Annotated in this window: 7 protein-coding genes; 6 read left to right on the forward strand and 1 reads right to left on the reverse strand. The window is 61.7% G+C overall.

Translation table 11 applies throughout. The features are described 5' to 3' along the window. Positions 1-69 precede the first annotated feature (69 nt). Positions 70-1,464: a replicative DNA helicase gene (gene dnaB / locus LUB09_RS09075; RefSeq protein ID WP_003236220.1), complete on the forward strand. Its 1,395-nt coding sequence runs from the start codon at positions 70-72 to the stop codon at positions 1,462-1,464. Here dnaB and LUB09_RS09080 read toward each other — a convergent pair whose 3' ends face one another. Then, positions 1,465-5,328, reverse strand: a complete 3,864-nt coding sequence (locus LUB09_RS09080) for a dermonecrotic toxin domain-containing protein (protein ID WP_231422393.1) — start codon at positions 5,326-5,328, stop codon at positions 1,465-1,467. Positions 5,329-5,511: 183 nt separating this feature from the next. On the opposite strand from LUB09_RS09080, the gene LUB09_RS09085 reads away from it, so the two are divergent. The 5 genes from LUB09_RS09085 to LUB09_RS09105 all read left to right on the forward strand — a co-directional run bounded on the left by LUB09_RS09085 (position 5,512) and on the right by LUB09_RS09105 (position 13,332). After that, entirely contained in the window at positions 5,512-7,815 is a 2,304-nt protein-coding gene (locus tag LUB09_RS09085; protein WP_209987925.1) for a YgiQ family radical SAM protein, read from the forward strand. A 211-nt stretch (positions 7,816-8,026) separates the two neighbouring features. Next, positions 8,027-8,944, forward strand: a complete 918-nt coding sequence (locus LUB09_RS09090; RefSeq protein ID WP_231422394.1) for an NAD synthetase — start codon at positions 8,027-8,029, stop codon at positions 8,942-8,944. After that, a complete protein-coding gene (locus LUB09_RS09095) occupies positions 8,944-9,387 on the forward strand; it encodes a hypothetical protein (RefSeq protein WP_209987931.1) in 444 nt (147 codons plus the stop codon). The genes LUB09_RS09090 and LUB09_RS09095 overlap by 1 nt, the downstream gene beginning before the upstream one ends. Positions 9,388-9,491: 104 nt before the next feature. After that, entirely contained in the window at positions 9,492-9,854 is a 363-nt protein-coding gene (locus LUB09_RS09100; RefSeq protein ID WP_231422395.1) for a hypothetical protein, read from the forward strand. A 187-nt stretch (positions 9,855-10,041) separates the two neighbouring features. Continuing rightward, complete coding sequence (locus LUB09_RS09105) at positions 10,042-13,332, forward strand: transglutaminase family protein (protein ID WP_231422396.1); 3,291 nt, start codon at positions 10,042-10,044, stop codon at positions 13,330-13,332. Positions 13,333-13,337: the final 5 nt, after the last annotated feature.

Here is a 13,337-nt window from a genome sequence, read left to right on the forward strand (position 1 = left end):
ACATCGGGCACGATCCTGTTTACAGGTCGTGCCTTTTGTTTTTCTACACTCCCCAAATTCCAAGTGGCCATGAACGATATTTCAGCTCCCGAGCAATACGATCTGCAAACCGCTGCCCTGAAGGTGCCGCCGCATTCCATCGAGGCCGAACAGGCCGTGCTCGGTGGCCTGATGCTGGACAACAACGCCTGGGAACGCGTGCTGGATCAAGTCTCGGACGGCGATTTCTATCGGCATGACCACCGCCTGATCTTCCGTGCCATCGCCAAGCTGGCCGACCTGAACTCACCGATCGACGTGGTGACCCTGGCCGAGCAACTCGACAAGGAGGGCCAGACCTCCCAGGTTGGCGGCCTGGGCTACCTCGGTGAGCTGGCGAAAAACACGCCGTCCGTCGCCAACATCAAGGCCTATGCGCAGATCGTTCGCGCCCGGGCCACCTTGCGCCAGTTGATCGGCATCGCCACCGAGATCGCCGACAGCGCCTTCAACCCCGAAGGCCGCACCGCCGAAGAAATCCTCGACGAGGCCGAACGGCAGATCTTCCAGATCGCCGAAGCGCGCCCCAAGACCGGCGGCCCGGTGGGCGTCAACGAGTTGTTGACCAAGGCCATCGACCGTATCGACACCCTGTTCAACACCGACAACGCCATCACCGGCCTCTCCACTGGCTACACCGACCTTGACGGCATGACCAGCGGCCTGCAGCCGGCGGACTTGATCATCGTGGCCGGCCGTCCGTCCATGGGTAAGACCACCTTCGCCATGAACCTGGTGGAAAACGCCGTGCTGCGCAGTGACAAGAGCGTGCTGGTGTACTCCCTGGAGATGCCAGGCGAATCGCTGATCATGCGGATGCTCTCGTCCCTCGGTCGTATCGACCAGACCAAGGTGCGTGCCGGCCGCCTGGAGGACGACGACTGGCCGCGCCTGACGTCGGCGGTCAACCTGCTCAATGACCGCAAACTGTTCATCGATGACACCGCCGGCATCAGCCCCTCGGAAATGCGTGCGCGCACCCGACGCCTGGTGCGTGAGCACGGCGACGTGGCGCTGATCATGATCGACTACCTGCAGCTCATGCAGATCCCGGGCTCCGGCGGCGACAACCGTACCAACGAGATCTCCGAGATTTCCCGCTCCCTGAAAGCCCTGGCCAAGGAATTCAATTGCCCGGTGGTGGCGCTGTCCCAGCTCAACCGCTCCCTGGAACAACGTCCGAACAAACGCCCGATCAACTCCGACCTGCGTGAATCCGGAGCGATCGAGCAGGATGCCGACGTGATCATGTTCGTCTACCGCGATGAGGTGTATCACCCGGAAACCGAACACAAGGGCATCGCCGAAATCATCATCGGCAAGCAGCGTAACGGCCCTATCGGTACGACGCGGCTGGCCTTTATCGGTAAATACACGCGCTTCGAAAACCTTGCGCCTGGCAGTTACAACTTCGACGACGAGTAATCACCCCGGCGGCAATGGGAACAGTTGCCTGACGGTGGCTTCACTGTATTGATAGTTCCAGCGTAGTTCGGCGCCTGCGGGGACATCCTCGCTGGCAAACATGCCGGTCAGAATCATTTGTTCCTGTGGCGCATCGCCGACCTGGGTATTCACCCGAAAGTGCGCGGCTTCGACGTTGTAGCCCGTACTGGCCTGCCGCACCGGATGGCCTGCCTCGTATTCGAAAATCGTGTTTATCCTCGACAACGCGTTGTCGCCCGACAGGATCGGTTGAGTGTTGACGGCGTAAGGGGAGGCGGGCCGGACTTCTTTAATGGCCATCAGATACGGGTCATGCCGAGCGTGTGCAACGTACAAAGGCAGCACTTCCCCGCCATACACGCCCAAGGCTTCGCCTTTCCTGAGCGGTTTGCGGGTAATGACGGTGGCCTGCCCGATCAGCGCAGATTCCTGCGCAAACTTCTGATGCGCCGCTGTGAAAGGCGTTACTTCGAGCTTGTCCTCGTAAAGGCGCGCGACGTTTTCATAACCTTCCCACTGGATGTAAGGCCGGATCGACGCGCTTGCGTATACCACGTCGGACGTTAACGACTTCCCCTGGATTTGCAGATGCCGGATCCGCATGGGCTGACCTGTCTGGTCACGTAACGGATATCGACCGTTGTTGGCTCGGTCGTAGATGCACCGGTAGTTCCAGCTGTGCTGATAGCCCCGTTCGCTGCGCATGCTGGTCAGTTCCTGTGCGGTGTAAGCCGGCTGCACGCTGTCCCCTTCGGCTGATCCGTAATCGCTGGAAGACTGCGTCGACTCAAACTCGTCGCTGGACTCCATGCCTTGAAGTGACGGTGCAGGTGATGTTCCGCCGCCGAGCAGTGACCCAGTGGCTTGATCAGTTTCCCAGCCTCCCCCGGTTTTTTGACGAACGTAGGGCTGATAGGCGCGGAAACGATTGCGGGCATCGATCAGTCGCCATCCCTGCGGGTCAGCTTTGACTTCGTAATACCTTTGCTGGTCCTGAAGGTAGTAGCGATAACTGCCGTCTGAAGCGGGACGGCTTTGATGAAGGCCGTCCGCGCGCAACGTCAGCCCGGTCGGGGGGCTTGTTTGTGCAAATGATGGATCAAGTGGCAACCCTGGCTCTGTTGGCGCGTGCCTCAAGAGCATTTGGCCCCGATAGGCCGCGGCAGGCTCGGCGATCAGCGACGCGCCGGTCTTGTGCAGCGCGGCTTCGAAGGAAGTGGCGTTTGCCCGGGTCAAGAGCGCAGTGCGTTCGGAGTCGGTGAGCGTGCCCTCGATAGCGCCAAGCAGGTCGGTCGGTGCAGCAGGTTGTTCTGCGTACAGCTCACCTTCACGAACCAGTACGTGGCTGGTGATGCTATCTGGATCGCCGATGCTGCCCAGCAACGGGCCGTCGGGACTGGCGTCGTGTACGCTGATTTTTCGTGCCTTCGGCCAGCCGGGCGTTTGCTCCAGGGCATAGAGAACCAATGGCACGCTCTCGGGGCTGCGCCTGGCCTCGAGAAAAATACCGGCCTGCAAACGGGCAGCCTGCGCAGCGTCACTGGTGGCCTTTACCTCCATTTGCAGGGGCGGCGGCAAGCGTTTTTCCATCGTCGTGACCGCTGTTTCACCGGACTCGTCGAGCAAGGAAAGCAGTCGCTGCTTTTTACGCGGAACGTCATCCGCCAGCCGTACTGCCAGATTTTCGATTTTGGTTAAATAATCGACATAGAACCTGGGTAGCAGCTTGTTGAATTCGAGCTGTGGCATCTGCTCTTCCAGCGCATGCAGCAGCTCGCCCTTTCTGAAGCGCGCTTCGCTGATTTTTATTTCGACTGTTCCGGTGCCGTGGCTCATCACGACCTGTTGTTGTTCGCCGACAATTTTCAGCACATGGTTGGCTGGCCATTCAGGCAGCGATGTAAGCAGGTGGAATTGAATTTGTGGTGAACAGGGCGTCACCGCTGTGCCTTCGGCGCGCTCCAGGTTGAAGTCGGTCAGCTCCTGGTCCAGGTTGAAGTCCCTGACCGTATCGAGCAGCAGGGGCGGCGGGCGCTGCATATCCTGGTGGACTTCACGCAGCTGGGTCTTGTCCAGGCCGCTGAGCAGGAGGATGGGCTCAACCTTGGGCAGGGTGATAGTTGCGGCGTCAGGCCCCAGGCGCTTGATCAGTTTAAGCTCGTCCCAGTCGTGTGGCGTTTCATGGGCGTGGCGCCAACCGCCGGCTCCATTGCTCAGGAGAGCGGGTTGGTAGGCATCCGGATCGGTGGGGTGTGAAAGCTCCCATTGCTGACCATCGGCGGCGCGTTGTATGGCATGGGCGTGATCGTCCAGTTTCAGGTAGTGCTGCTGCCCATCCTTGTAAATTCCCTGTTTATCGGCCACCACATGGCTGGGCAATGCTTCGTGATGGCGGTAGGGTTTGAGGTCGGTGTTCCACAAACGCCAGCCTTTGTTGCGCACCTTGACCTTGACCAGCCGGGTGCTGAAGCCGACGGTGCGCACCGCGCCCGCCGTGGCCACCGCCAGAGCGGCGCTGTCCACCAGGTCGAGCAAGTCATTCAAGGCTTCATCGCTGTCGCCGCGGCTCCAGGCCGCGAACCCTTCATACACGGTGCCGATCACCTGTGCAGCGGTGACGACCAACAACACTTCGCCCACCACGGGAATGAAAGACGCTGCAAAAAACAGCGCGGACTTGCCCAGGTCGAGCCAGCCCTGCAGACGTTTTTGCCGGCTGATCAGGTCGACGTCGGCGGTGGGCACAGCCACGATGCGTGCATCGCTTTTGATCTGGTCGATTCGCTGCCGGGCAATGGCTTTGAAAAGGTCGCCTTCAACTGCCGTGAGGCTAATGGCCGCCTTGAGTGTGGCTGGCAGCTTTTTCTGCAGGGCTGGCGCCTCGGGATGGCGAAGGCGGGCCGCAGTCACTTCCAGCAGATTGCCTTGATGCTGCAACGGCACCAAGTGTTTGAAGAAGGCCTGGTAATCCGGTTTAAGCAGGCGCGTCGCCAGCTCTGCCACAAGCTCAGCCAGGGAGGCGTGTTGACGCAGCGCTGCGTGCGGGTCCTCGGGGGTGTAGAGCAGGAACGGGATACCGATGCTCTCGGCCTTGATCACCAAAACACTGGGCAGTACCACCTCATTGAGGGTCAGGTGGTTGCAGGTTATCTCCAGGTGTTTTCCCGCTTCCTGGAGGACCTGCAATTGCAAATGCTGGCGAGCCATTATCTTCTGGCGCATGTTGCTGCTGTGCAGTGCAACACCGAAGGCATGCCGCGCCTGGGCCCTGAATAGCCCCCGGACCTTGTCGGCAGACGCAGGCTCAAGGACATCGCTGATGTGTTTTAGATACTGGCCGCCGATATCCAGCTTGCGACAAAAGCGTGCGAACGCGGTCGCGCAAACCGCACTCGGCACCTCTCCCGAGTCAGTCGGATTGAAAATCGCCGTGCCGATTTCCATGCCTCCCGCCTCTGCCTCCGAGGCTTCGAAGTTCTGCAGTGCAGCCTCCAGGAGTGTCTGCCGGGTGGTTTTTGCGTGGTTCTTGATCAGACCCAGCAGGTGATTATTCTTCCACTCGCGGGACAGGACGGCGTCTTCGTTCGTAACGAGGCCAAAGAACCAGGATCGGATTTTCTCGCGCAACAACTTGCGTGCAAACGCTTCCGGGCTTTGTATTGCATCGAGCAGGGCGTCAAGGTCGTGCCTGGCCTGGTTGCTGCTGATCAGGCTGCTGCGAAAACTCCGGCGCAACTGCTCCGGCGCTTCGCTCAGCCAGGAGGGCAACTGATTCTTGATGAAGTCCAGGTGGGGCGTCAGGGGCGAGGCGGGTGTGTGCATTGCCGAAACGTGTTGGGGCATGGATCGAGCCCTCATGGGCTGTGGTTGGTCGCTTTCAGGCTATCCATGATTTTTTTGACGGGGCCCTAGCCCGTTAGCCCCAGTTGGGTGTTCATGGAAAAGCCGACCACTGTCGTCGGAATTGGTCAAAATTTGTGCTATATTCCGCGCCCGCGATTTTTCATCTCAACACCGGTTATCGTCATGCAAACAGCCAAGCCGTTATTTGACTATCCCAAGTACTGGGCCGAATGTTTCGGTCCAGCGCCATTCCTGCCGATGAGCAGGGAGGAGATGGATCAGCTTGGCTGGGATTCGTGCGACATCATCATCGTCACGGGTGATGCGTACGTGGACCACCCGTCCTTCGGCATGGCGATCATTGGCCGGCTGCTGGAGTCCCAGGGCTTTCGCGTGGGGATCATTGCCCAGCCGAACTGGCAGTCCAAAGACGACTTCATGAAGCTCGGCGAGCCGAACCTGTTCTTCGGCGTCGCGGCCGGCAACATGGACTCCATGATCAACCGCTACACCGCCGACAAGAAAATCCGTTCCGACGACGCCTACACCCCCGGCGGGATGGCCGGCAAACGCCCGGACCGTGCGAGTCTGGTGTACAGCCAGCGCTGCAAGGAAGCCTACAAGCACGTACCGATCGTGCTCGGCGGCATCGAAGCCTCCCTGCGCCGCATCGCCCACTACGACTACTGGCAGGACCGCGTGCGCAACTCGATCCTGATCGACGCCGCCGCCGATATCCTGCTGTATGGCAACGCCGAGCGGGCCATCGTCGAAGTGGCTCAGCGCCTGTCGTGGGGCCACAAGATCGAAGACATCACCGATGTGCGCGGCACCGCGTTCATTCGCCGCGATACCCCGGCGGGCTGGTACGAAGTGGACTCCACGCGTATCGATCGCCCGGGCAAGGTCGACAAGATCATCAACCCGTACGTCAACACCCAGGACACCCAGGCCTGCGCTATCGAGCAGGAAAAGGGGCCGGTTGAAGACCCGGAAGAGGCCAAGGTCGTACAGATCCTGGCCAGCCCGCGCATGACCCGCGACAAGACCGTGATCCGCCTGCCCTCGGTGGAAAAAGTCCGTGGCGACGCGGTGCTCTACGCTCACGCCAACCGCGTGCTGCACCTGGAAACCAACCCAGGCAACGCCCGCGCCCTGGTGCAAAAGCACGGTGAAGTGGACGTGTGGTTCAACCCGCCGCCCATCCCGATGACCACCGAAGAAATGGACTACGTGTTCGGCATGCCTTACGCGCGCGTGCCGCACCCGGCGTACGGCAAAGAAAAGATCCCGGCCTACGACATGATCCGCTTCTCGGTGAACATCATGCGCGGCTGCTTCGGTGGCTGTACCTTCTGCTCGATCACCGAGCACGAAGGCCGCATCATCCAGAACCGCTCCGAAGAGTCGATCATTCGCGAGATCGAAGAGATCCGCGACAAAGTGCCGGGCTTTACCGGCGTGATCTCCGACCTCGGCGGCCCCACCGCGAACATGTACCGCATCGCCTGCAAGAGCCCGGAGATCGAATCCGCATGCCGCAAGCCGTCCTGCGTGTTTCCCGGTATCTGCCCGAACCTGAACACCGACCACTCCTCCTTGATCCAGCTGTACCGCAGCGCCCGTGCGTTGCCGGGTGTGAAAAAGATCCTGATCGCTTCCGGCCTGCGCTACGACCTGGCCGTCGAGTCGCCGGAATACGTAAAAGAGCTGGTTACCCATCACGTCGGTGGCTACCTCAAGATCGCCCCGGAACACACCGAGGAAGGTCCGCTCAACCAGATGATGAAACCGGGCATCGGCAGCTATGACAAGTTCAAGCGCATGTTCGAGAAGTACACCAAGGAAGCGGGCAAGGAGCAGTACCTGATCCCGTACTTCATCGCCGCCCACCCCGGCACCACCGATGAAGACATGATGAACCTCGCCCTGTGGCTCAAGGGCAACGGCTTCCGTGCCGACCAGGTGCAGGCGTTCTACCCCTCGCCGATGGCCACCGCCACCGCGATGTACCACTCGGGCAAGAACCCGCTGCGCAAGGTCACCTACAAGAGCGACGCGGTGACCATCGTCAAGAGCGAAGAGCAACGCCGTCTGCACAAGGCCTTCCTGCGCTACCACGACCCGAAGGGCTGGCCGATGCTGCGTGAAGCCTTGACCCGCATGGGCCGCGCCGACTTGATCGGGCCGGGCAAGGAACAATTGATTCCGTTGCACCAGCCGAGCACCGACAGCTACCAGAGCGCCCGGCGCAAGAACTCGACGCCGGCCGGCAGCCACAAGGTTGCCAAGGAAACCACTACCAAAATCCTCACCCAGCACACCGGCCTGCCGCCGCGTGGCAGCGACGGCAGCAACCCCTGGGACAAGCGCGAACAGGCCAAGGCTGCCGCGCAAGCGCGCAACAAACAGGCGGCCAAGGAACGCACGGATGCGGCGAAGGGCAAAGGCGGCAAGCCAACGCGCAAGCCGGTAGTGCCGCGTTGATCGCAGCCTGAAATACAAAACGCCAGCCTTAAGGGCTGGCGTTTTGCTTTCTAGGCGCTGGGTAGTCTGTTTGATAAGGTGGCGGGCATTGGATCGCTATCGGGGGCGAGCCCCTCCCACCGTTTGAATGTATTCACCGTTCAGACTGTGGGAGGGGGCTTGCTCCCGATAGCGTCAGTTCAGTCACCCCCCTTCAAGGAAGAGCACCCCCATGGGCAACCCCCTGGCCGGCATCGGCATGGACTTCAACCGCTCCCAGTTCCTGGCCCGCCAGCGCATCGAAAGCCAACTCAATCTGCCCCGCCTGTTTGCGGCCATCGATGGCGACCCCGGCATCGTCGGCGCGGGTGTCGTGTACATCGACGCTGATTTTAATGTCGTGACGCTGCGCGAATTCAAGCCCATCTGCAGCATCAAGCCCAAGCGCATCATTTTGCGTGAGGCGCAGAAGTACATAGCCCCCGCGCAGTTTGCCGATCAGGTAACCAACAATCCGCGTGAGTCTCGACTCGTGGGGGAGGCCGTCAATACGACATTGTCATGTGCCGGCGCGATTCTGGGTTGGATTGTGGTGTTCAGCGGCACTGTCGCCGTACCGTTCACGGGTGGCGCGAGCTTGGTGGTGGCGGGCCTGGGCGCCACCGCTGCCGCGGCCAGTACCGCGCAGTGCGTGGTGGGAGGCATGAGAACGTTCAACGAACTCAACGACCCGACCGCCAACGACGATATGGACAACGAGGAATGGTATCGCTATGCGATGCCGGTATTGGACGCGGCCTCGCTGTTGGGCGCCGGCGCCTCTACCCTGACGACTGTTCGACTGTTGCAGGCTCGAAAAGCAACGACCGGTAGAAGCTGGTATGAGCTGTCCAAGGGTTTGACCCGCCAGCAACGTAAGGCGCTCACCAAAGAGTTGCTAAGCCTGAAAGACCCAAGCCTGAGCAATAAGCTGCTGAAGTTGCGCCAGCGCTCCGGTGAGTTGGTGAAGCGCTATTCGGCGACCGAGATCAATCACGCGACTATTACGCAGATCAGGGACTCCCTCGGTGCCGCTATTGGTTTCACCGGCAGTGCAGTGTCCGGCAACATTCGAACCATCGCAGTAGGGTTGTACGAGGAGCTTGAGTGATGGTGCGCCAAGTCTCGTTAAAAGCTTTTTTGGCTGACTACTTCCCTGCGTTTATTTGTGCATTTTTCCTTGCCTGTTTTTCCCTGTCCGCTGCCATTTCATTGGCATCCAGTACCTTTTTCCGGGGTGAACCAGAGCGAGCGCGTTACTCCTTTGTGGCGGCGGTAGTCTTGGGGCTGCTCTTGGCGGTCAGTCACTTCTTCATGATTCGGGGGAGAGCCTGGGGCGTTTGGGCCATCGTCGCCTTCTACGCGGTGTGTTTTTTGATCGTATTACCAACCTATGGCTATCGGCCCCATATGGCTGCCTATGTCATTGGGTTGCTGTTTCCAATGCTGGGACTGCTGTTGCTCAACAGTAAGCGTCATCGGGCAATGCGCCGTCAGCTACGGGAAATCCGTCACCTGCGTGAAGCCAAGAGCGCCAAGCACAAAGCTCGCTGAATGGGTAGATTCACCCCCCCCAGCCTCGCACGCGCGCCATAAGTATGTGCAGCGCGTGCAACGAATCGCCCATTTGAAGGAAGATCACCCCATGGGCAACCCCCTTGTTCACGGTCCCGCTGGTGGTCGACAGCTATTTCCCGCGCCTGCCGCTGGAGGACAACCTCCGGTATTGCTTTTTCGGCGGCCTGGCGCTGACGTGGGGTGTGGTGCAGTGCAACTTCATGATCGCGCGCGGTCGGCCGCAGTGGGTACGGCCGCTGGCGACGCTGCTGGTACTCTGCATGTTGGCGGTGCTGCCCACGATCGCTTGCGGTCCACATTGGCTTTCGTTTGGCTTGAGCCTGCTGTTTCCCCTGCTGGGATTGCTGCTGCTCAACAGCAAGCGTCACCGTGTAATGCGCCGCAAACTGGTCGAAGTACGGCGGCTGCGGCAAGCCATCATCGCCACCCGCAAAGCTCGCTAGTTGGGTAGATTCGCCACTGATCGCCACACGGGCGCCACAAATACGTGCAACGCTCGCACCACTACCCACCCGTTGGCGCCGTTTTGGTGCTGTACTGCACCGGGTCCATTGAGAAAGCGCAATGACCGCCGCGCTGGCATAAGTCTTGCGCGCGTTGTTCCCATGCTTTGGCTCGCAGGAGGCCGCCGTGTCGATTCATGTCGCGTTGCACCACGTTACGCATTACCGCTACGACCGCGCTGTCGAACTCGGCCCGCAGATCGTGCGTTTGCGCCCCACGCCCCACAGCCGCACGCGGATTCTGTCTTACGCGCTCAACGTGCAGCCCGAGCAGCACTTCATCAATTGGCAGCAGGACCCCCAGGGCAATTACCTGGCGCGCCTGGTGTTTCCGGAAAAGACCGCCGAGCTGCGCATCGAGGTCGACCTGGTCGCCGAGATTGCGGTGTTCAATCCGTTCGACTTTTTCCTTGAGCCCTACGCCGAGAACATCCCCTTCAGCTACGCCGCCGATGAGCAGCGCGAGCTGGCGCCGTACCTGGAAACCCTACCGCTGACGCCAACGTTTGCCGCCTACCTGGCCGGTATCGACCGCACGCCCTTGCCAGCGGTGGATTTTCTGGTGGGCCTCAACCAGCGTCTGGCCGCCGATATCGGTTACCTGATCCGCATGGAACCGGGGGTGCAGACCCCGGAATTCACCCTGCAGAACGCCTCCGGCTCCTGCCGCGATTCGGCCTGGCTGCTGGTGCAGTTGCTGCGCAACCTCGGGCTGGCCGCGCGCTTCGTGTCCGGCTACCTGATCCAGCTCACCGCGGACGTCAAGGCCCTCGACGGCCCGTCCGGCACCGAGGTGGACTTCACCGACCTGCACGCCTGGTGCGAGGTGTATCTGCCCGGCGCCGGCTGGATCGGTCTGGATGCGACGTCCGGCCTGTTCGCCGGTGAAGGCCACATCCCCTTGGCCTGCAGTCCCGATCCATCGTCCGCCGCGCCGATCAGTGGCCTGGTGGAACCGTGCGGCTGCGAATTCACCCACGAGATGTCGGTAGAGCGGATCTGGGAAGCCCCACGGGTGACCAAACCCTACACCGAAGCACAGTGGCAGGAGATCCAGGCCCTGGGCCAACAGATCGATAGCGACCTGCTCAAGCACGACGTGCGCCTGACCATGGGCGGTGAGCCGACCTTCGTGTCCATCGACGACCCCGACGGCGCCGAGTGGAACACCGCCGCCCTGGGCCCGGACAAACGGCGCCTGTCCGCCGAACTGTTCCAGCGCATGCGCCAGCACTATGCGCCGCAGGGCCTGGTGCACTTCGGTCAGGGCAAGTGGTACCCCGGCGAGCAATTGCCGCGCTGGTCGCTCAATGCCTACTGGCGCCGCGATGGCGTGCCGATCTGGCACAACAGCGCGCTGATCGCCGATGAGCAGCAGGACTATGGCGCCGACGGCGAGCTGGCCGGGCGCTTACTGGCCAGTGTGGCCGAACGTCTGAAATTGCCGGCGCGCTTCGTGTTCCCGGCCTTCGAAGACAACTTCTACTACCTGTGGCGTGAAGGGGCGTTGCCGCAGAACGTCACCGCCCAGGACCCGCGCTTGAGCGATGAGCTGGAACGCGAACGCCTGCGCAAAGTGTTCGCCCAGGGCCTGGATAAAGTTATCGGCCAGGTGCTGCCGCTGGCGCGCACCGCCGCCAATGATCGCTGGCAGAGCGGGCGCTGGTACCTGCGCGACAACCACTGCCGCCTGGTGCCGGGTGATTCGCCATTGGGTTACCGCCTGCCGCTTGCCTCGCAACCCTGGGTGACGGCAGCCGAGTACCCGTTCGTGCACCCCACAGACCCCAATCAGGATCTGCCGGCGTTACCCACCACCGCCCAACTGCACCATCACGGCGAACCCGCGCCAAGCGATGAGCGCGTGCCCGAGGTGGACGAGTCCGCCGACTGGCTGACCCGCACCGCGCTGTGCGCCGAAGCCCGGGAAGGGCGGCTGTACCTGTTCATGCCGCCGCTGGAACGGCTCGAGGATTACCTGGAGCTGGTGGCCGCCATCGAAGCCACCGCCGAGGAGTTGCAGTGCCCGGTGCTGCTCGAAGGTTACGAGCCGCCGGCCGATACGCGCCTGAGCAACTTCCGCGTCACACCCGATCCAGGGGTGATCGAGGTCAACGTACAGCCGTCCGCCACCTGGAACGAGTTGGTGGAGCGCACCGAATTTCTCTACGAAGAGGCGCGGCAAACCCGCCTGACCACGGAAAAGTTCATGATCGACGGGCGCCACACCGGCACCGGAGGCGGCAACCACTTCGTGCTCGGCGGCGCGACACCCAAGGACTCGCCATTCCTGCGCCGGCCCGACCTGCTGCGCAGCCTGATCAGCTATTGGCACAATCACCCATCGTTGTCGTACCTGTTTTCCGGGCTGTTCATCGGCCCGACCTCCCAGGCGCCACGGGTGGACGAAGCGCGCAACGACGCGTTGTATGAGCTGGAAATCGCCTTTGCGCAAATGCCCGAACCGGGCGAAGAATGCCCGCCGTGGCTGGTCGACCGTCTGCTGCGCAACCTGCTGATCGACGTGACGGGCAACACCCACCGCGCCGAATTCTGCATCGACAAACTTTACTCTCCGGACGGCGCCACCGGACGCCTGGGCCTGCTGGAGCTGCGCGCGTTCGAGATGCCGCCCCATGCGCGCATGAGCCTGACCCAGCAATTGCTGCTGCGCGCCCTGGTCGCGCGTTTCTGGCGTGAGCCTTACGCGCCGGCGAAACTGGCGCGCTGGGGCACCGAGCTGCATGACCGCTTCCTGTTGCCGCATTTTATCGCGCAGGATTTTGCCGACGTGATCGACGAGCTCAACACGGCTGGCTACCCGCTGCGCGCCGAGTGGTTTGCCGCGCACCTGGAGTTCCGTTTCCCCAAAGTCGGCGACTACGCCGTCAGCGGCATCGAGCTGGAGTTGCGCCAGGCCCTGGAGCCCTGGCATGTGCTGGGCGAAGAGGGCGCGGTGGGCGGCACGGTGCGTTATGTGGACTCGTCGCTGGAACGCCTGCAAGTGAAGCTGACCGGCCTGGCGCCGCAGCGCTACCTGCTGACCTGCAACGGCATTCCCGTGCCGCTGCAGCCCACCGGCCGCGTTGGCGAGTTCGTCGCCGGCGTGCGGTATCGCGCGTGGCAACCGGCCAACTGCCTGCAACCGACTATCGCGGTGCATGCGCCGCTGGTGTTCGACCTGCTCGACACCTGGATGCAACGCTCGCTGGGCGGTTGCCAGTACCACGTCGCCCATCCAGGCGGGCGCAACTACGACAGCCTGCCGGTGAATGCCAATGAGGCCGAGAGCCGGCGCATGGCGCGGTTTTTCCGTCTGGGGCACAGCCCTGGGAAGCTCACCGTGCCCACGGTGGTGCTCAACGATGAACTGCCGATGACGCTCGATCTGCGCCGCTTCCCCAATAAAAATGACTGAATGCA

The organism is Pseudomonas sp. Leaf59 (genome assembly GCF_920984685.1).
Lineage (GTDB): Bacteria > Pseudomonadota > Gammaproteobacteria > Pseudomonadales > Pseudomonadaceae > Aquipseudomonas.

Coding starts and splice junctions, on each gene's coding strand:
- dnaB (WP_003236220.1), top strand. CDS start 70: ATGAACGATATTTCAGCTCCCGAGCAATACGATCTGCAAACCGCTGCC.
- LUB09_RS09080 (WP_231422393.1), bottom strand. CDS start 5,328: ATGCCCCAACACGTTTCGGCAATGCACACACCCGCCTCGCCCCTGACG.
- LUB09_RS09085 (WP_209987925.1), top strand. CDS start 5,512: ATGCAAACAGCCAAGCCGTTATTTGACTATCCCAAGTACTGGGCCGAA.
- LUB09_RS09090 (WP_231422394.1), top strand. CDS start 8,027: ATGGGCAACCCCCTGGCCGGCATCGGCATGGACTTCAACCGCTCCCAG.
- LUB09_RS09095 (WP_209987931.1), top strand. CDS start 8,944: ATGGTGCGCCAAGTCTCGTTAAAAGCTTTTTTGGCTGACTACTTCCCT.